Annotated in this window: 18 protein-coding genes and 4 tRNA genes; 5 read left to right on the plus strand and 17 right to left on the minus strand. The window is 71.0% G+C overall.

Annotated features, from left to right (window positions below; genetic code table 11):
- Positions 1–52: 52 nt before the first annotated feature.
- The 4 genes from ruvB to GH740_RS10575 form a co-directional block, all read right to left on the minus strand.
- Complete coding sequence (ruvB, locus tag GH740_RS10560) at positions 53–1,084, minus strand: Holliday junction branch migration DNA helicase RuvB (RefSeq protein WP_153746088.1); 1,032 nt, start codon at positions 1,082–1,084, stop codon at positions 53–55.
- Positions 1,077–1,694 (minus strand): Holliday junction branch migration protein RuvA, encoded by a 618-nt coding sequence (gene ruvA / locus GH740_RS10565; RefSeq protein WP_153746089.1) that lies wholly within the window; start codon positions 1,692–1,694, stop codon positions 1,077–1,079. Before ruvA ends, ruvB begins: the two co-directional genes overlap by 8 nt.
- Positions 1,695–1,743: 49 nt before the next feature.
- A complete protein-coding gene (gene ruvC / locus GH740_RS10570) occupies positions 1,744–2,316 on the minus strand; it encodes a crossover junction endodeoxyribonuclease RuvC (protein WP_153746090.1) in 573 nt (190 codons plus the stop codon).
- 61 nt (positions 2,317–2,377) lie between these two features.
- Entirely contained in the window at positions 2,378–3,136 is a 759-nt protein-coding gene (locus GH740_RS10575; protein ID WP_153746091.1) for a YebC/PmpR family DNA-binding transcriptional regulator, read from the minus strand.
- Between the two features lie 85 nt (positions 3,137–3,221).
- Between GH740_RS10575 and GH740_RS10580 the strand changes: the two genes are divergently transcribed.
- A complete protein-coding gene (locus tag GH740_RS10580; RefSeq protein ID WP_153746092.1) occupies positions 3,222–4,598 on the plus strand; it encodes an aminotransferase class V-fold PLP-dependent enzyme in 1,377 nt (458 codons plus the stop codon).
- On the opposite strand, the gene GH740_RS10585 is transcribed toward GH740_RS10580, so the two are convergent.
- The 3 genes from GH740_RS10585 to pdxS are packed head-to-tail and all read right to left on the minus strand — an operon-like array spanning position 4,588 to position 6,606.
- Positions 4,588–5,115: a DUF1697 domain-containing protein gene (locus GH740_RS10585; protein WP_153746093.1), complete on the minus strand. Its 528-nt coding sequence runs from the start codon at positions 5,113–5,115 to the stop codon at positions 4,588–4,590. The genes GH740_RS10580 and GH740_RS10585 overlap by 11 nt on opposite strands.
- Positions 5,112–5,720, minus strand: coding sequence for a pyridoxal 5'-phosphate synthase glutaminase subunit PdxT (pdxT, locus tag GH740_RS10590; protein WP_367641465.1), 609 nt, complete (start codon positions 5,718–5,720; stop codon positions 5,112–5,114). The genes GH740_RS10585 and pdxT overlap by 4 nt, the downstream gene beginning before the upstream one ends.
- A complete protein-coding gene (gene pdxS, locus GH740_RS10595; RefSeq protein WP_153746095.1) occupies positions 5,710–6,606 on the minus strand; it encodes a pyridoxal 5'-phosphate synthase lyase subunit PdxS in 897 nt (298 codons plus the stop codon). The genes pdxT and pdxS overlap by 11 nt, the downstream gene beginning before the upstream one ends.
- A gap of 78 nt (positions 6,607–6,684) precedes the next feature.
- On the opposite strand from pdxS, the gene GH740_RS10600 reads away from it, so the two are divergent.
- Together GH740_RS10600 and pdxY are read left to right on the plus strand one after the other, a co-directional pair.
- The gene (locus tag GH740_RS10600; protein ID WP_153746096.1) at positions 6,685–8,007 is read left to right on the plus strand and encodes an aminotransferase class I/II-fold pyridoxal phosphate-dependent enzyme; all 1,323 of its coding nucleotides are present in this window, start codon (positions 6,685–6,687) and stop codon (positions 8,005–8,007) included.
- A 7-nt stretch (positions 8,008–8,014) separates the two neighbouring features.
- Entirely contained in the window at positions 8,015–8,866 is an 852-nt protein-coding gene (pdxY, locus tag GH740_RS10605; RefSeq protein WP_367641466.1) for a pyridoxal kinase PdxY, read from the plus strand.
- 122 nt (positions 8,867–8,988) lie between these two features.
- On the opposite strand, the gene GH740_RS10610 is transcribed toward pdxY, so the two are convergent.
- The 7 genes from GH740_RS10610 to GH740_RS10640 form a co-directional block, all read right to left on the minus strand.
- Positions 8,989–9,540 carry an HIT domain-containing protein gene (locus GH740_RS10610; RefSeq protein WP_367641467.1) on the minus strand — a complete coding sequence of 184 codons (552 nt, stop codon included), beginning with the start codon at positions 9,538–9,540 and terminating at the stop codon, positions 8,989–8,991.
- Positions 9,537–11,546 (minus strand): threonine--tRNA ligase, encoded by a 2,010-nt coding sequence (gene thrS / locus GH740_RS10615; RefSeq protein WP_367641468.1) that lies wholly within the window; start codon positions 11,544–11,546, stop codon positions 9,537–9,539. The genes GH740_RS10610 and thrS overlap by 4 nt, the downstream gene beginning before the upstream one ends.
- Before the next feature lie 161 nt (positions 11,547–11,707).
- Positions 11,708–12,217 (minus strand): glycine cleavage system protein R, encoded by a 510-nt coding sequence (locus GH740_RS10620; protein WP_153746097.1) that lies wholly within the window; start codon positions 12,215–12,217, stop codon positions 11,708–11,710.
- Positions 12,218–12,257: 40 nt separating this feature from the next.
- Positions 12,258–13,454: an acyltransferase gene (locus tag GH740_RS10625; RefSeq protein WP_172978355.1), complete on the minus strand. Its 1,197-nt coding sequence runs from the start codon at positions 13,452–13,454 to the stop codon at positions 12,258–12,260.
- A 122-nt stretch (positions 13,455–13,576) separates the two neighbouring features.
- Positions 13,577–13,651, minus strand: a tRNA-Val gene (locus GH740_RS10630).
- Between the two features lie 30 nt (positions 13,652–13,681).
- Positions 13,682–13,755, minus strand: a tRNA-Cys gene (locus GH740_RS10635).
- 50 nt (positions 13,756–13,805) lie between these two features.
- Positions 13,806–13,878: transfer RNA gene (locus GH740_RS10640), tRNA-Gly, on the minus strand.
- 153 nt (positions 13,879–14,031) lie between these two features.
- Between GH740_RS10640 and GH740_RS10645 the strand changes: the two genes are divergently transcribed.
- Positions 14,032–14,104: transfer RNA gene (locus GH740_RS10645), tRNA-Val, on the plus strand.
- Positions 14,105–14,155: 51 nt separating this feature from the next.
- On the opposite strand, the gene GH740_RS10650 is transcribed toward GH740_RS10645, so the two are convergent.
- A complete protein-coding gene (locus GH740_RS10650) occupies positions 14,156–14,503 on the minus strand; it encodes a DoxX family protein (RefSeq protein ID WP_153746099.1) in 348 nt (115 codons plus the stop codon).
- A 145-nt stretch (positions 14,504–14,648) separates the two neighbouring features.
- On the opposite strand from GH740_RS10650, the gene sigJ reads away from it, so the two are divergent.
- On the plus strand, positions 14,649–15,536 hold the full coding sequence (sigJ, locus tag GH740_RS10655; RefSeq protein WP_153746100.1) for an RNA polymerase sigma factor SigJ: 888 nt from the start codon (positions 14,649–14,651) through the stop codon (positions 15,534–15,536).
- A gap of 25 nt (positions 15,537–15,561) precedes the next feature.
- On the opposite strand, the gene GH740_RS10660 is transcribed toward sigJ, so the two are convergent.
- Positions 15,562–16,113 (minus strand): type II toxin-antitoxin system PemK/MazF family toxin, encoded by a 552-nt coding sequence (locus tag GH740_RS10660; RefSeq protein WP_367641469.1) that lies wholly within the window; start codon positions 16,111–16,113, stop codon positions 15,562–15,564.
- Positions 16,114–16,129: 16 nt separating this feature from the next.
- Complete coding sequence (locus tag GH740_RS10665; protein ID WP_153746101.1) at positions 16,130–17,434, minus strand: ammonium transporter; 1,305 nt, start codon at positions 17,432–17,434, stop codon at positions 16,130–16,132.
- Between the last annotated feature and the right edge of the window lie 67 nt (positions 17,435–17,501).

Below are 17,501 nucleotides of genomic sequence, written 5' to 3' on the forward strand. Positions count from 1 at the left end.
GCGGCGCGCACAGCGGCGCTGCCGGGAAGAGTCGGGGAGAAGCCTTCAGCGATTATAGGCCATCGAGTTTCAGCGACTCCCCCGGGCGCGCCGCGCCGACATGCGCATACGCCTCGGGCGTCGCTATCCGCCCGCGCGGCGTGCGCCCCATGAACCCGATTCGCACGAGGTACGGCTCGACGACGGATTCGATCGTCTCGGCCTCTTCGCCCACGGCCACCGCGAGAGTGTTCAGGCCCACCGGGCCGCCGTGGAAGCGGCGGATCAGCGCGTCCAGGACCGCGCGGTCCAGACGGTCCAGGCCGATGGCGTCGACGTCGTACAGGTCGAGCGCGGCGTCCACCGTCGCGGTGTCCACCCCCGGCCCGTCCGTCCCGGATCCGTGCACGATGACGTAATCGCGCACGCGCCGGAGCAGGCGGTTCGCGATGCGGGGGGTGCCGCGGGAGCGGCGCGCTATCTCGGCGCGTGCCGGCTGAGGGAGGCGGACATCGAGCATCGCCGCGGAGCGCGCGACGACCTGCTCGAGCTCGGCCGGCTCGTAGAACTCCAGATGCGCGGTGAAGCCGAAGCGGTCGCGCAGCGGATTGGGCAGCAGCCCCGAGCGGGTCGTGGCACCCACGAGCGTGAACGGCGCGAGGTCGAGCGGGATGCTGGTGGCTCCAGCGCCCTTGCCGACCATGATGTCGATGCGGAAATCCTCCATCGCGAGGTACAGCATTTCCTCGGCGGAGCGCGCCATCCGGTGGACTTCGTCGATGAACAGGACCTCACCGGGGGTCAGGCTCGACAGCAGTGCGGCCAGGTCCCCCGCGTGCTGGATCGCCGGCCCGCTGGACAGGCGCAGCGCGCGACCGCTCTCGTGGGCGACGATCATCGCGAGGGTCGTCTTGCCGAGGCCAGGCGGGCCGGCCAGCAGGATGTGGTCCGGCGGGCGCTGCTGGATGCGGGCGGCGTCCAGCAGGAGCTGCAGCTGGCCGCGCACCTTCTGCTGACCGACGAACTCCGCGAGGGATGCCGGGCGCAGGGCGCCCTCGATGGCGAGCTCCGTCTCGTCGAGCGCCTCCGGGTCGAGCTCATCCATGCACGGCCCCCTGCCGGGCGGGGCCGAGGTAGGCCAGGGTCAGGCGCAGCAGCACCGGCACCTGTGCGCGCTCGCCGTCCGCGGCATCCGCCGACACCGTCTCGACGGCCTCGATGGCGACGCGTTCGGACCAGCCCAAGCCCACGAGTGCCGCCACGACCTGGCCACCGACAGCGGGAGCGCCGGGGGCGCCGGCGGCCGGGGCGCTCGGCGGGGCGAGCTTGCCGGCCAGCTGCACGACGATGAGCTTCGCCGTCTTCGGCCCGATGCCGGAAACCCGCCGGAACGGGACCTCGTCGTCGTCGGCCACCGCCTGCGCAATCTCGTCCACGCTCATCGCGGACAGCACGCCGAGCGCCGACTTCGGGCCGACCCCGGTGACCCCCAGCAGCACGCCGAACAGCGCGCACTGCGCCCGCTGGGCGAACCCGTACAGCGACAGCGCGTCCTCGCGCACGATGAGGCTCGTGTGCAGGCGCAGCTCGTGCCCGATGCGGGCGGTGCGGGCCACCTCCGCCGGCACCGCGACGGTGAACCCCACACCGCCGACCTCGATCTCCACGAGATCCGAGCCGGCGTGCAGGACCAAGCCGCGCAGTGAAGAGATCATGCCGGAAGTCTACGGGAGGCTTCGGACGTATGTTCGACCGACACGCGTCTCACCGCCGGGTGAGGCGCTCGGCATCCGCCCATGCCCGCTGCGCGGGTGTCAGTCCGGTCGTCTGCACGGCCGGTGCGGTGATGTCGCCGCGCCGCCACGCGTGGCACAGCGCGAGGGCCAGCGCGTCGGCCGCATCCGCGGGCCGGGGCAGCTCGTCCAGGCGCAGGATCCGCGCGACCATCGTCTGCACCTGGCGCTTGTCGGCATTGCCGTACCCGGTGATGGCGGCCTTCACCTCGCTCGGTGTGTGCGTGGCGGCGGGGATGCCGGACTCGGCCGCTATCAGCAGCGCGATGCCGCTGGCCTGTGCGGTCCCCATCACGGTGCTGCGGTTGTTCTGCGCGAACACCCGCTCCACGGCGAGGACGTCGGGGGCATGCTCGGCGACCACCGCGCGGATGCCGGCGGCGATCGCCGCGAGCCGCTGCTCGATGCGCCCGTCGGGGGCCGATCTGACGACGCCCACGTGCACGAGCCGGGCCGACCGGTCGGGGGCCACGTCCACCACGCCCACTCCGCACCGGGTCAGGCCGGGGTCGACCCCCAGCACCCGCAGTCGTCCGGCGCCCATCCCTCCACGATAGGCAGGTAGCGGGCAGGGACCGGGATCGACGCGCGCCGGTGGAGGGACCTCACTCGTCCTGTTCGAGCTCCGCCTGGACGTCGGCGGTCAGGTCGATGTTGCTGTAGACGTTCTGCACGTCGTCGCTGTCCTCGAGCGCGTCGATGATGCGGAAGACCTTGCGGGCCGTGTCGGCGTCGGCCTCCACCTTCAGCGACGGGACGAACTCGACGTCGGCAGATTCGTAGTCGAGCCCTGCCCCCTGCAGGGCGACGCGGACGGGAACGAGCTCGGATGCCTCGGTCGTCACCGCGTACCCGTCCGGGTGCGGCTCGACCTCCTCGGCGCCGGCCTCCAGGGCCGCCATCATGACGTCATCCTCGGTGGTGCCCTCGCCGGAGACGACGATGACGCCCTTGCGGGTGAAGTTGTAGGACACGCTCCCGGGGTCGGCGAGGTTGCCGCCGTTGCGGCTGAGCGCGGTGCGCACCTCGGCGGCCGCGCGGTTCTTGTTGTCCGTGAGGCACTCGATCAGCAGCGCGACGCCGCCGGGGGCGTAGCCCTCGTACATGATCGTCTGGTAGTCGACGGACTCTCCGGAGACCCCGGCGCCGCGCTTGATGGCGCGGTCGATGTTGTCGTTGGGGACCGAGGTCTTCTTCGCCTTCTGCACGGCGTCGTACAGGGTCGGGTTGCCGGCGAGGTCGGCCCCGCCGATCTTCGCCGCGACTTCGATGTTCTTGATGAGTTTGGCGAACGACTTGGCACGACGCGCGTCGATGACGGCCTTCTTGTGCTTCGTCGTCGCCCACTTGGAGTGGCCGGACATGCAGACAAGTTTACGTGGTCGGCGCACCACGGCCCACGGGGCCTGCGCCTTGCCTGCACACGCGCCGCGGGCCACACTCGGTGGCATGGACGACCGCACCCGTGCCCTCGCCGCCGCGCACCGCGCGGCGCAGGAATTCCTCGACACCGTCGACGAGCGCCCGGTCTGGCCGCGGGCGGGCCTGGACGAGATGCTGACGGCGTTCGGCGGCGAGCTTCCCGAGGAGGGAGCCGACGCGGCCGCCGTGATCGACGAGCTCGCCGAGCGGGCGTCCCCGGGCCTGGTGGCGATTCCCGGCGGCCGGTTCTTCGGCTTCGTGATCGGCGCCACTCTCCCGGCGGCCCTGGCGGCGGACTGGCTGGTCTCCGCATGGGACCAGAACAGCGGGTCCAGCACGATGACCACGGCCACCGTCGCCGCCGAGCGGGTCGCCGGCCGGTGGATCTGCGACCTGCTCGGCCTGCCGGCATCCAGCGCCGTCGGCTTCGTCACCGGCGCGCAGATGTCGAACTTCGTGTGCCTGGCCGCCGCGCAGCACGCCGTGCTGCGACGAGCCGGCTGGGACCTCACGCGGCGCGGGCTGCGGGGCGCTCCCCCGGTGCGGCTGATCGTCGGCGGCGACCGGCACGGCTCGATCGACCGCGCCGCGCGCTTCTGCGGGATCGGCGCGGACGAGCTGGTGGTCGTCGCCGCCGACGACCAGGGTCGGATGCTGCCGGCGGAGCTCGAGGCGGCGCTGCACGCCGGCGAGGGCACCGCGACGATAGTGTGCCTGCAGGCCGGAGAGGTGCACACCGGGGCGTTCGACCCGATCGCCCGGCTCGTCCCGCTCGCGAAGGAGCATGACGCGTGGGTGCACATCGACGGCGCGTTCGGACTGTGGGCCGCGGCATCCCCTTCTCTGCGGCACCTGACCGCGGGCGCGGCGGACGCCGACTCGTGGACCACCGACGCGCACAAGACGCTCAACGTGCCGTACGACTGCGGGATGGCGATAGTCCGCGATCCCGCGGACGCTGTCGCCGCGTTCCGGACCGGCGGCGACTACCTGATGTACGCGAGCCTGGACCCCTGGGACCTCGGCCCGGAGCTGTCCCGCCGGGCGCGCGGCGTTCCGGCGTGGGCGGCGCTGCGCAGCCTCGGCCGGTCCGGCGTCGCACGGCTGGTCGACCGGCTGCACGCGAATGCCCGGCGCCTGGAGGCGCGCCTGCGTGCCGTGGACGGGGTGCAGGTCGTCAGCGAGGTGCCGTTCACGCAGGTGATGCTCCGGCTGTGGGACGACGACGCGACCCGGGCGCTGGGGGACGCCATCCTCGCCGACGGCACCGCGGCGCTGACCGGCGCGCAATGGCGCGGTCGGGCCGTGCTGCGCTGTTCGATGTCGTCATGGGCGACCACCGAGTCCGACATCGACGCGACGGTCGCCGCGATAGCGCGGCTGACCGCGCGGCTTACGCCGTGAGCTTGACGAGGGTGCGCAGATTCCGGTTCGTCGTGGTGCGTTTGTACACCGGCCGGGCCAGCTCCCGCGCGAACGGTGTCGTCGTGGTCGAGCCCCTCACCGGATTCCAGTACAGGATGCCGTCACCGGCCTGGACGGGGTCCACATCGTGGTCGAGTTTCTCCGCCGCCGCGGCGAGCGTGTCGATGGCGGCCGGGTCGGAGGCGAACACGACGTACGGCTGCCGCGCGGGGTCGTCGGCGTCGAACGGGAACCCGTGGACCGCCGCCTGCAACTCGTCCGCCGTCAGCAGGACGATCCAGGCGTCGTAGGCGAAGCGCTCGCGCAGCGCCGCCTCGATCGCCGTCTTCAGCGCGGCTTGCTTGCCGGCTGACGTGAAGCGCACGTTGCCGCTGGCGAGCACGGTGCGCACGTCGTCGAAGCCGAGCCGAGCGCGGAAAAGGTCGGCGAGGTCGGCGGAGCGGATCGTGATGCCGTTCACGTTCACCCCGCGCAGCAGCGCGACCCACAGCGTCATGCGGCGATGCCCGTCCGGTCGCGTGCGGCATCCAGGAGCAGCCGATGGAAGCGCGGTTCGCCGTTCATCTCGGGGTGGAATGACGTCCCGACGAGGTTTCCCGCCCGGACCGCGACGACGGTCCCGTCCGGCAGTGCCGCGAGCGGCTCGACGCCGGGGCCCACGTGCTCCACGAGCGGCGCCCGGATGAACACGGCGTGCACCGGCGGGGTCCCGACGGCCGGGACGTCCAGGTCGATCTCGAAGGACTCGACCTGGCTGCCGAAGGCGTTTCGCCGCACCGTGACATCCAGCCCGCCGAGGGTCTCCTGCCCGTCGATGGCGTCGACGATCCGGTCGGCGAGCATGATCAGCCCCGCGCACGTGCCGTACACCGGCAGCCCGCCGGCGATGGCATCCCGCAGCGGGCCCTGCAGCCCGAACGCACGCGACAGCTTGTCCATCACGCTGGACTCGCCGCCGGGGATCACCAGGCCGTCCACGCGCGCCAACTCCTCCGGGCGGCGCACGAGGACGACGTCGGCGCCCAGGTCGGTGAGGATGCGCGCGTGCTCGCGCACATCCCCCTGCAGCGCGAGGACGCCGATCCGCGTGCTACCAGCCACGGTCGGCAAGGCGGTGCGGCGCGGCGAGATCCGCGACGTTGATGCCCACCATGGCTTCGCCCAGGCCCCGCGACACGTCGGCGATGACCTTCGCGTCGTCGTAGAACGTCGTCGCCTTCACGATCGCGGCCGCTCGGGCGGCGGGGTCACCGGACTTGAAGATGCCGGAGCCGACGAACACGCCGTCGGCGCCCAGCTGCATCATCATCGCCGCGTCGGCGGGCGTTGCCACTCCCCCGGCGACGAACAGCACGACCGGCAGCTTCCCGGTGGCGGCGACCTCGGCGACCAGCTCGTACGGCGCCTGCAGCTCTTTCGCGGCGACGTACAGCTCGTCCTTGGTCATCGACCGCAGGGCGTTGATCTCGCCGGAGATCTTGCGGATGTGCTTCGTGGCCTCCGAGACGTCGCCGGTGCCCGCCTCGCCCTTCGAGCGGATCATCGCCGCGCCCTCGTTGATGCGGCGCAGCGCCTCGCCGAGGTTCGTGGCACCGCACACGAACGGGACCGTGAACTTCCACTTGTCGATGTGGTTGACGTAGTCCGCGGGCGAGAGCACCTCGGACTCGTCGATGTAGTCCACGCCCAGCTCTTGCAGCACCTGTGCCTCGACGAAGTGCCCGATCCGCGCCTTGGCCATCACCGGGATCGACACGGCCTCGATGATCCCGTCGATCAGGTCGGGGTCGCTCATCCGGGCCACGCCGCCCTGAGCGCGGATGTCGGCGGGCACCCGCTCGAGCGCCATCACGGCCACGGCACCGGCATCCTCGGCGATCTTCGCCTGGTCGGCCGTGACGACGTCCATGATCACGCCGCCCTTGAGCATCTCGGCCAGACCGCGCTTGACGCGCCCCGTTCCGGCGGTGCGAGTGTCCTCTGCCATGCTGTCCCTCTCGTCGGTGTGTGCCAGACCCTGCATTGGCCTATGCCAAAATTTACCACGTCCGCGTACAGTCGACACATGGACGATTCGATCGCCGGGCGGACCGCCGCGGAGATCGCCGGCAGCGTGCGGATGCTGCGCGACCGCGGCGAGCTGCGCGCGGGCGAGCTGCTGCCCCCGGTGCGGGCGCTCGCGCAGCAGCTCGGCGTGAACCGCAACACCATCGTCGCCGCGTACCGGCAGCTGACGCAGGCCGGGGTCGTGGTCACCCGCGGCCGCGGCGGCACGCGCCTGGCCGATCCCGCCCCCGTCGCGCAGGAGGGCTACGCCCGGGACAGCGCGCTGCGGGATGTCGGCACCGGCAACCCGGATCCGCGCTGGATCCCGGACCCGTCCGCGGCGCTGGCGGCGATCGCGGGCCGGACGGTGCTGTACGGCGAGCCGGTGATCGATGCGGGCCTCGAACAGTGGGCGCACCCGTGGATGGCGCAGGATCTCGCGCCCGCGGACATCCGGCTCACCGTGACATCCGGCGCCGTGGACGCGGTCGAACGGCTCCTGAACCAGGCCCTGACCCGGGACGACGCGGTGGCGCTGGAGGATCCGTGCTGGCTGGCCGGCATCCAGACCGTGCGACTGGGCGGCTACCGCGCCGTGGCGGTGCCGACGGACGACGAGGGGATGACGGTCGAGGGACTGCGGGCCGCGCTCGACGAGGGGGTGCGCGCGGTGATCTGCACGCCACGCGCCCAGAACCCGACGGGGGCGAGCCTGTCCGCGGCGCGCGCCGTGGCGCTGCGCGAGCTGCTGCGCGCGCATCCGTACGTCCTGGTCATCGAGGACGACCACTTCTCGCTGCTGTCCCAGCAGCCGTTCCACAGCATCGTCGGTCCGGAGCACCGGCGCTTCGCGCTCGTGCGATCGGTGTCGAAGTTCCTCGGCCCGGACATGTGCCTGGCGGTGACGGCGTCCGATCCCGACACCGCGCAGCGGCTCGCGCTGCGGCTGAGCCCGGGCACCACGTGGGTCAGCCACCTGCTGCAGCGGCTCGCGCATGCGCTGTTGGCGGATCCCGCCGTCCGCGACCGGATCGCGGATGCCGGCGTCCACTACGCGCAGCGCAACGCGGCGTTCGCGGCGCGACTGGCCGACGCGGGGCTGCCGGCCTCCGCCGGCGACGGCCTGAACGTGTGGGTGGCGCTGCCGGTGGCGGCGCGGCGCGCGGCGGATCAGCTGAGGCGGCGCGGCTGGCTCGCCCGCAGCGGCGACGAGTTCGGCCTCGACGAGCCGGCCTCGCGGCACCTGCGCCTGACCGTCCACGACCTCGACGATCCGGACGCCGCGCAGCTGGCGGCCGCGCTCGCCGCCTCGGTGAGGGCCGTCGACGCCGAGATGGGATGATCGACCGGTGAAGATCCTCTCCATCCAGTCCGCGGTGGCGCATGGCCATGTGGGCAACTCGGCCGCCGTCTTCCCGCTGCAGCGCATCGGCGTCGAGGTGCTGCCGGTGTACACGGTCACGTTCTCGAACCACACCGGGTACGGCGCTTGGCGCGGGCCGATGATCAGCCCGGAGGACGTCCGCGAGGTGATCACCGGGATCGAGGAGCGCGGCATCCTCCCCGAGATCGACGTGGTCCTGTCCGGATACCAGGGCGGCGAGGGCATCGCCGACGTCATCATCGAGACCGTCGCGCGCGTGAAGGCGGCCAACCCCGACGCCGTATACGCCTGCGACCCGGTGATGGGCAACGCGGCATCTGGCTGCTTCGTCGCGCCCGCGATCCCGGTCCTGCTGCGCGAGCGGGTCGTGCCGGTCGCCGACATCATCACGCCCAACCAGTTCGAGCTGGGGTTCCTCACCGGCACCGAGCCGGGCGACCTGCGATCCACGCTGGCCTCCGTCGATGCAGCGCGTGCGATGGGCCCGTCCACCGTCCTCGTGACGAGCGTGCAACGGCCCGACCGGCGGGAGGGCACCATCGAGATGCTGGCCGCCGACGACGACGACGCGTGGATCGTGCAGACCCCGCACCTGCCGCTGAAGGCCAACGGGTCCGGTGACGTGACCGCTGCGCTGTTCACCGCGCACTATCGTGCGACGGGGGACGCCGCGACCGCCCTCGCGCGCACGGCGTCCAGCGTGTTCGACCTGCTCGAGCGCACGCAGCTGTCCGGCCAGCGGGAGCTGCAGCTCGTCCAGTCGCAGGAGGCGTACGCGCACCCGCGCATGCAGTTCGAGGTCAGCCGGCTCCGCTGACGCGCCGAGCGCGTTCAGCTCGCAGGGCAAACCGCGCCGCGGGCCGCGACACGCCGCGCGACACGCCGTGCGCCGGCAGATAGTCCTGCGAATTGGACGCCGGGCTCAGGCGGCGCGGCGCCTCACCAGGCGTCGGCGACGGCGCGGCGCACGTCGCCGAGCAGCTGCGGCAGGGCCTTGGTCCGCGCGATGATCGGGAAGAAGTTCGCGTCGGTCTCCCAGCGCGGCACGACGTGCTGATGCAGGTGCTCGTCGACACCCGCGCCGGCCACGCGCCCCTGGTTCATGCCGATGTTGAACCCGTCGCAGCGGGAGACATCCCGCAGCACCCGCATCGCGTGCTGGGTGAGGATGCCGATCTCCTCGACCTCCTCGGCCGTGGCCTCGTCGTAGGTGGCGACATGACGGTACGGGCACACGAGCAGGTGGCCGGAATTGTATGGGAACAGGTTCAGCAGCACGAACGCGGTGCGGCCTCGGTGCACGATGAGGCCGTCCTCGTCGCTCTTGTGCGGCGCGGCGCAGAACGGGCACGCCGCACGCATGGCATCCGCGCCCGCCTGGATGTACGCCATCCGGTGCGGCGTCCACAGCCGCTGAAACCCGTCCGGCACCCCCGGCAGGTCGCTCTCGGCGACAAGGCCCGGGATGTCGTCGGTCGTGGCATCCGTCACGGCAGGTCCTTGGCGGTGTTCACCAGAGCCCGCGTGTCGATCGCCGTGCGGATCAGCCGAACCGCCTCGTCGACCGGCACGCCGTTGCGCTGGGAGCCGTCGCGGAAGCGGAACGACACGGCGCCGTCGGCGCGGTCCTGCTCGCCGGCGATCAGCTGGAACGGCACCTTCTGCGTGGTGTGGGTGCGGATCTTCTTCTGCATGCGGTCGTCGCTGTGGTCGACCTCGGCGCGCACCCCTTCGGCCTTCAGCCGGGCGATCACGTCGTCGAGGTACGCCTCGTATTCGGCGGCGACCGGGATGCCGACGACCTGCACCGGCGAGAGCCAGGCGGGGAACGCGCCGGCGTAGTGCTCGAGCAGGATCGCGAAGAACCGCTCGATCGACCCGAAGAGAGCGCGGTGGATCATGATCGGCCGGTGCTTCTCGCCGTCCTGGCCGGTGTACTCCAGGCCGAACCGCTCCGGCAGGTTCGGGTCGACCTGCACCGTGGACAGCTGCCAGACGCGGCCGATGGCGTCGGTGGTCTTCAGGTCGATCTTCGGCCCGTAGAACGCGGCTTCGCCGGGCACCTCGGTCAGCTTCAGGCCGCTGGCCACGGCGACGTTGCGCAGCGCATTCGTGGAGTAGTCCCAGAACTCGTCCGACCCGATCCACTTGGACTTCTCGTCGTCGCGCATCGACAGCTCGAGCTCGAAGTCGGTCAGCCCGAAGTCCCGCAGCATCGAGATGACGAACTCGAGGACGTGGGTGGCCTCAGACTCCAGCTGCTCCGGGGTAACGAAAAGGTGCGAGTCGTCCTGCGTGAACCCGCGCACCCGGGTCAGCCCATGCAGGGCACCGGAGAGCTCGTTGCGGTACACCGTGCCGTTCTCGGCCAGCCGCATGGGAAGGTCGCGATAGCTGCGCGCACGCTCCTTGTAGATGAGGATGTGCATCGGGCAGTTCATCGGCTTGAGGTAGTAGTCGTGCCCGGCCTTGACGAGATCCCCGTTCTCGTCGTGCTCCTCGTCCATCCGGATCGGCGGGAACATGCCCTCGCGGTACGTCACGAGGTGGTTCGACTGGAGGAAAAGGTCCTCCTTCGCGATGTGCGGCGTGTACACGTAGGTGTAGCCGGCCGCAATGTGCCGGCGGCGCGCGTGCTGCTCCATCTCCATCCGCACGACACCCCCCTTGGGGTGCCACACCGACAGGCCAGACCCGATCTCGTCGGGGAACGAGAACAGGTCGAGCTCGCGGCCCAGGCGCCGGTGGTCCCGCTTGGCGGCCTCCTCCAGCCGCTGCTGGTAGGCGCGCAGCTCGTCCTTGCTCGGCCACGCCGTGCCGTAGATGCGCTGCAGCTGCGGGTTCTTCTCGCTGCCGCGCCAGTACGCGCCGGCCACGCGGGACAGCGCCCAGCCGTTGCCGATCAGGCGCGTGCTGGGCAGGTGCGGCCCGCGGCACAGGTCCTTCCATACCGTCGTCCCGTCGCGGTCCACGTTGTCGTAGATCGTCAGCTCACCGGCGCCGACCTCGACGCTGGCGCCCTCGGTCTTGGCCGCGCCGCCGCCCTTGAGGTCGATCAGCTCGAGCTTGAACGGCTCGTCGGCGAGCTCGGCCCGTGCCTCCTCGTCGGAGACCGGCCGGCGGACGAACCGCTGGCCCTCCCGGACGATGCGCTGCATCTCCTTGTCGATGGCCTTCAGGTCGTCCGGGGTGAACGGCTCCGTGGTGCCGAAGTCGTAGTAGAACCCGTCGGTGATCGGCGGGCCGATGCCCAGATTCGTCTGCGGCCGGATCCGCTGCACGGCCTGAGCGAGCACGTGCGCGGTCGAGTGGCGAAGGATGCTCAGACCGTCCGGGCTGTCGACAGTGACCGGTTCGACGGTGTCCGTGGATGCCACGGTCGTGGCGAGGTCCTTCAGTTCGCCGTTCACGCGCAGCGCCACGATGCTGCGGTCGGGGAAAAGGGCGAAGCCGTCGGCGGGATAGTTCACGTCAGACGGGATGACGGTGTCAGTCACAGGCGAAACTCCAGGGTGCTCGGATGGCTCGGCGACGGGGGCGCAGAGGCGCGGAACGCTCTCGCGCCTAGAGCGTTCGACGGCCGCACACCGCGACGGCGACGATCCGGGTCCACCCGCGAAGCTCCATGTCCCGAGTCTAGTCGCGCGGTCCGGAGCCCTCAGGCGACGGTGAGGTCGACCTGGATCTCGGCGGCCAGCTGCTCGAGCTCGGCGACCGCGGCGGCGATGTCTGCGCCGGCGGCCGCGTGCGCGGTGACGGTGGCCTCGAACAGCTCACCGCCGGCCATCGGCGTCGCTGTGGTCCGGCTCGTGAGCCGGTCTATAGTCAGGCCGCGACCGACGAGGGCGTGCGTGATGTCGCGGACGATGCCGGGGCGGTCGTTGCCGAGCACCGTGAACGTGACGTGCTCCGCGGGTGCGACGGCGGACGTCTCGACACCGGGGTACTCGGTGACCGTGAGGAGGCCCGCGAGGTCTCCGAGTGCCCCGGTGAGCGCGGCTCTCTGCGCGTCGGGCACTTCGACGAGCACGACGCCCGCGAACGTGCCCGCAAGTTCGGCGAGCTCGCTGCGCTCCCAGTTGCCGCCGTGCGCGGCGATGACATCCGCGAGGGCCTGCACGAGCCCGGCCCGGTCGGAGCCGGCGACGGTGAGCACGAGGTGGGCCATGCGCTGAGCCTACCGCCCGCAGTCTGCGCAGCGAAGGGTGTCAGCGCATGCCCGCGTGGGCCGGTTCGCGCTCGTCGATGCGCTCATGCTCCCGTTGTTCACCGTGCGCATTCTGCACGGGATCGCCGCCGGGCTGCGCGACCCACGTCGCGCGTGCGCGCACGCGCCGCGCCAACGTGTGCGCGGGGCGCTCGGCGATCAGCCAGAACACCCATGCCACCGCGACGGCCAGGGGCACCGCGGTGAGGAGAGTCCACGGCATCGCGTCGGTGACGTTCGCCATGAGGATCACAATCGGCTCGTGGACCAGATAGAGGCTGAACGAGACGGCGCCGAGCCACGCCACCGGCCGCCAGGTGAGCACGCGGCGCAGGGTCGTGCAGTGCACGGCCGCTATCACCAGGATGCCGGCTCCGATCACGATCGGGGCCTGGGCGATGGTGACCGCGGCGGCATGGCCGAGCAGCCCCACCAGCTCCCAGTGCATGCTGAGCAGGACCGCCGCCAGCAGCAGCATCCCGGCCCACACGAACGCGCCGCCGCGGCGGGTCATCCGCCGCACGACGGCGCCGATGCGGTCCCACTCGCCCTCGATCGCCACGCCGACGCCGAAGACCGGCAGGTACTGCAGCGCGGCGACGTCCTGGCTGGCGCCGACCGCGGACAGCGCTATGCAGGCGACGCCCAGCACCCACGCGGGGATCAGCCGGGCCGCGTAGGCGGCGACCGGCAGCAGCAGCGAGAAGATGATCTCCCAGCGCAGCGTCCACAGCGGGGAGACCACACCGGAGGTCCCACCGAGCAGGGTGATGTCCTGCACGATGTCGTGGAACGGGTAGCCCGCGTCGCGGTCGAGCAGCCATGGGCTCGTGGTCGCACCGTCATGCGGCAGGAGGAGCACCGCGAACCCGAACGCGACAGCGCCGAGCACCGGTACGTACAGGCGCAGGATCCGCGACGGGAAGTACGAGAACCAGTCGAACGAGCGCGATCGCACGGCGCGGGCCAGCACGAACCCGGACAGCACGAAGAACACGACGACGGCCTCCGCGCCGCCCCACACGAGGTGCAGCGGCGTGTAGACAAGGGCGATCCGCCATGGGGTCTCCTGCACATCGCCGCCGAAGTACGCGGCTGCAAGAGACGGTGAAACCAGCAGCGCGTGATGGACGACCACGACGAGCGCTGCGATGCCGCGGAGCCCGTCGAGAGCGGACAATCGATTCGCTACTGGCATCCCCTCGACGTTACGAACCCGTGATGAAGGATTCCTGGACATCCGGCGGTTGTGAGAGGAGTCTCATCGCCCTGGGCGGCACCGGATACGACGAAACCCCCGGTCACCCGGGGGTTTCTGTGTGGTGGGCGATACTGGGATCGAACCAGTGACCTCTTCCGTGTCAGGGAAGCGCGCTACCGCTGCGCCAATCGCCCGAGTCATCCTCCGCCGGCCGGAACCGGGAGTGGAGGTGGCGACGGGACTCGAACCCGTGTGAACGGCTTTGCAGGCCGGTGCCTAGCCTCTCGGCCACGCCACCGCGTGGTTCGAACCCCACGGCGTGCTCCTCCTGAGAGGACCCCGCACTCGAGCGGATGACGAGACTCGAACTCGCGACCCTCACCTTGGCAAGGTGATGCGCTACCAACTGCGCTACATCCGCATTTCGCACTCCGGATCTCTCCGGCGCAGGTACGACTGTAGCCGATCACCGGCCCCGCGCAAAACCATGCGTCGCCCGCGCGTGTCCGGTGTGCGCGGTTCGGATCTGTCCCCGACATCCGGTACGATCGGTACTCGTCCCCCTGCGGGATCTGGGCGATTGGCGCAGTTGGTAGCGCGCTTCCTTCACACGGAAGAGGTCGTCGGTTCGAGTCCGGCATCGCCCACCCAGATACCCCGGAATCACGCGGAATCCCGCAGTGCTCCCCCCGTGCGCCTCATCGGATCACCGCGCAGACGAGTGCGGCAACGGCCAGTACGAGAAACAGCAGCGGCGACGGCAGGCTGTTGTAGGCGTGCGCGCGCAGGTGCACGCCTACCGCGACGACGAAGAACAGTACGAGACCGACTCCTGCGGCCACGCCGACAGTCGGAAAGCCCACCAGTCCCACCAGCAGTCCCGCCGCACCGGCGGCCTGGAGTGCGGCGAACACAGGGATGCGTGAGGGCGGCAGGTCGACGTCCCCGAGGTTGTCGGTCACGAACCGGGCGCGCGCGAACGTGGCGACCGCGATCAGCGCGTTGGCGGCGATCGCGACGACAGTGATGGTGACGGGGATGATCATGGTCTCGCCTTCCGGGGCAGCGCGGGCCGCTCCCCTGCATCCCTGACGACGTAGCCTTGGCGAACGTGACACCGCAACCGCCTCACACTTCCTGAGTGCGTTTCGTCATCTCATTGATGGATGCCACCCTCAGAGGAGGTTGCCGATGGGCCCGACCCCCGCCGATCACCGCCTCCTGATGAACGTCGCGTATCGCCTCCTCGGGTCGGTATCCGAGGCGGAGGACGCGGTGCAGGACGGGTATGAGCGCTGGTACGCGCTGCCCGACGGCCGCCGCGACGGCATAGCGTCGCCGACGGCGTGGCTCGTGACCGTCACCACGCGGATCTGCCTCGACACTCTGCGTTCGGCGCGCGTGCGACGGGAGCGGTATGTCGGGCAATGGCTGCCCGAGCCCGTTCCGGATGCCGCCCACTGGACGAGCCAGCAGCCGTCCTCCCGGGCGGCGGACCCGGCCGACCGCGTGTCCCTCGACGAGTCGCTGAGCATGGCGCTTCTGGTCGTCCTGGAGGCAATGACGCCGCCGGAGCGGGTCGCGTTCGTCCTCCACGACGTCTTCCGGTACACGTTCGCCGAGGTCGGTGAGATCGTCGGCCGATCACCTCAGGCATGCCGGCAGCTCGCGGCGTCGGCGCGCCGCCGGGTCCGCGATGCGCGCGGCAGGAGCGTCCCGGCGCAGGAGCACGAGCACGTCGTGACCGCCTTCCACGCCGCACTGGAGACCGGCGATCTCGACGGGCTCGTCGCCCTCCTCGACCCCGCGGCCCGTGCCATCCCCGACGGCGGCGGACGCGTCGCCGCGGCGCTGGATCCCATCGAGGGAGCGGAGCAGATTGCGCAGTACCTGCTCGGGCTCTATCGACGCCAGCCCGATCTGCGCTTTCACCTGGCCACCGTAAACGGGCAACGGGGACTGGTCGCCCGTGACGGCGCGGGCGCCGCCCTCGCCATCGCCGCGGTCGCGGTCGAGCACGGACTCATCCAGCGGCTGTGGGTGACCCGCAACCCCGACAAGCTGGCCGGCTGGTCCTGACAAACAGCGCCGCCCGCGGTGCCGGTCAGGCGTCCACAGTCCACCCGTAGCGGCGGTGCAGCACCGCCGCGACGCGCGCGAACCGCTCACGGTCCAGCGCCGCGGCCTCACGGCGCAGCCCGTACCGGTGCACGAGGTACACCTGGTCGATGTCGACCCAGGACGGCCGGCCACGCGAGTCCCACGGGCCCGAGCCGATCGGCAGGAACTCGCGGTCCCCGTCGTGCGCCTTGCTGGTCAGCTTGACCGCATACGCGTACTCGGCGTCTCGCCGCCCGATCACCAGCACCGGGCGGTCCTTGCCGCGCCCGTCGTGCTCCTGGAACGGCACCCACGTCCAGACGACCTCGCCCGCATCCGGCGCGCCGTTGATCTTCGGGGCGTACGCGATACGCAGCCCGTCCATCGCCGGGGGCGTTATCTCGAGGGTCGCCGTACCGCCCGACTGGCCGGGCGAGGCATCCCGCGGCCTGGCGCCGCCCGAACCGCGAAACGACGGGCGGCGCCGCCGTGTCGGGCCCGTCGAGGGGCGCAGCAGTCCGAGAAGTCGAGACAGGATGCCGGGGCGGGACGTCACCCCGCCACCCTATCGATCAGGCTCCGTGCAGAACCGGCTCCGGCGCGACCGCCTGCACGGCGACCGGTCCCGTGGAGGCCTCCTCGGGGAACGCGTAGCCGCTCTCGCCGTGCACGGCGGTGTCGACGCCCGCCAGCTCGTCCTCACTGCGAATCCGGAATCCCATCGTCTTCTGGATGCCCCACCCGACCGCCCACGAGATGCCGAACGAGAAGACGAGCACCGACAGCGCCGCCATCGTCTGCACGATGAGCTGGTCGGCGCTGCCCCCGGTGAACAGGCCCGTGCCGGTCGCGAAGAACCCCAGGTACAGCGTGCCGATAAGGCCGCCGACGAGGTGCACGCCGACCACGTCCAGGGAATCGTCGATGCGCAGCAGATACTTCAGCTCCACCGCCTTCGCGCACACGATGCCGGCGATGAGCCCCAGCAGCAGCGACCACCCCGGCGTGAGATTCGCGCACGCCGGGGTGATCGCCACCAGTCCCGCGACGGCCCCCGACGCCGCGCCCACCGAGGTCGGCTTGCGCCCCGTGAGTTTCTCGATGACCAGCCAGCCGAGGATCGCCGCGGCGGTCGCCCCCAGCGTGTTGATGGTGATCAGGCCGATCGGCGATCCGGATGCCGCGATCCCGTCGCCGGCCGCCGCTGCTCCCCCGTTGAACCCGAACCATCCGAACCACAGCAGCGCCGCCCCCAGCAGCACCAGCGGCACGTTGTGCGGCCTGTTGATGTCCTTGCTGAAGCCGACCCGCTTGCCCAGCACCAGTGCGAGCGCCAGCGCGGCCGCCCCCGCGTTGATGTGCACGGCGGTCCCGCCCGCGTAGTCGATGACGTTCGCCGACAGCCCCAGGTGCGTGCCCAGCGTCGCTATCCACCCGTCCGGGTTCCACACCCACCCCGCCACGAGGAAGTAGTCGAACGTCACGAACAGGGCCACGAACGCCATCCACGCGCCGAACTTCGCTCGATCCGCGATGGCGCCGGAGATCAGCGCGACGGTGATGATCGCGAACGTCGCCCCGAACGCCACTCCCACCAGGTCCACGTTCGAGCTGCCGCCGGAGGCGAGATCACCGAGGCCGAAGTCCGAGAGCGGGTTCCCGACGAAACCCACCCAGCCGGTCGACACGTTCTGCATGCTGAACCCGTAGAGGATCCAGAGCACAGCGACCACGCCCATCGCGCCGAAGCTCATCATCATCATGCTGACGACGCTCTTGGCCCGCACGAGCCCGCCGTAGAAGAACGCCACACCCGGCGTCATCAGCAGTACCAGGGCCGTCGCCACGATGTACCACGAGAGGTTTCCGCTGTCCATGCGGGACAGTCTGGAACCGGCGCGTTACCGCGGTCGCGTCATCGTGTTTCCGCGGTGTTACAGGCGC

It is taken from the genome of Microbacterium sp. SYP-A9085 (genome assembly GCF_009649635.1).
Taxonomy (GTDB): Bacteria; Actinomycetota; Actinomycetes; order Actinomycetales; family Microbacteriaceae; genus Microbacterium.

Excerpts from the sequence above, each read along its gene's own strand:
- sigJ (WP_153746100.1), top strand. The coding sequence starts at position 14,649 with ATGGGCCCGACCCCCGCCGATCACCGCCTCCTGATGAACGTCGCGTAT.
- GH740_RS10600 (WP_153746096.1), top strand. The coding sequence starts at position 6,685 with ATGGACGATTCGATCGCCGGGCGGACCGCCGCGGAGATCGCCGGCAGC.
- ruvA (WP_153746089.1), bottom strand. The coding sequence starts at position 1,694 with ATGATCTCTTCACTGCGCGGCTTGGTCCTGCACGCCGGCTCGGATCTC.
- GH740_RS10650 (WP_153746099.1), bottom strand. The coding sequence starts at position 14,503 with ATGATCATCCCCGTCACCATCACTGTCGTCGCGATCGCCGCCAACGCG.
- pdxS (WP_153746095.1), bottom strand. The coding sequence starts at position 6,606 with ATGGCAGAGGACACTCGCACCGCCGGAACGGGGCGCGTCAAGCGCGGT.
- GH740_RS10625 (WP_172978355.1), bottom strand. The coding sequence starts at position 13,454 with ATGCCAGTAGCGAATCGATTGTCCGCTCTCGACGGGCTCCGCGGCATC.
- ruvB (WP_153746088.1), bottom strand. The coding sequence starts at position 1,084 with ATGGATGAGCTCGACCCGGAGGCGCTCGACGAGACGGAGCTCGCCATC.
- GH740_RS10585 (WP_153746093.1), bottom strand. The coding sequence starts at position 5,115 with ATGACGCTGTGGGTCGCGCTGCTGCGCGGGGTGAACGTGAACGGCATC.
- GH740_RS10575 (WP_153746091.1), bottom strand. The coding sequence starts at position 3,136 with ATGTCCGGCCACTCCAAGTGGGCGACGACGAAGCACAAGAAGGCCGTC.
- ruvC (WP_153746090.1), bottom strand. The coding sequence starts at position 2,316 with ATGGGCGCCGGACGACTGCGGGTGCTGGGGGTCGACCCCGGCCTGACC.
- GH740_RS10620 (WP_153746097.1), bottom strand. The coding sequence starts at position 12,217 with ATGGCCCACCTCGTGCTCACCGTCGCCGGCTCCGACCGGGCCGGGCTC.
- GH740_RS10580 (WP_153746092.1), top strand. The coding sequence starts at position 3,222 with ATGGACGACCGCACCCGTGCCCTCGCCGCCGCGCACCGCGCGGCGCAG.
- GH740_RS10665 (WP_153746101.1), bottom strand. The coding sequence starts at position 17,434 with ATGGACAGCGGAAACCTCTCGTGGTACATCGTGGCGACGGCCCTGGTA.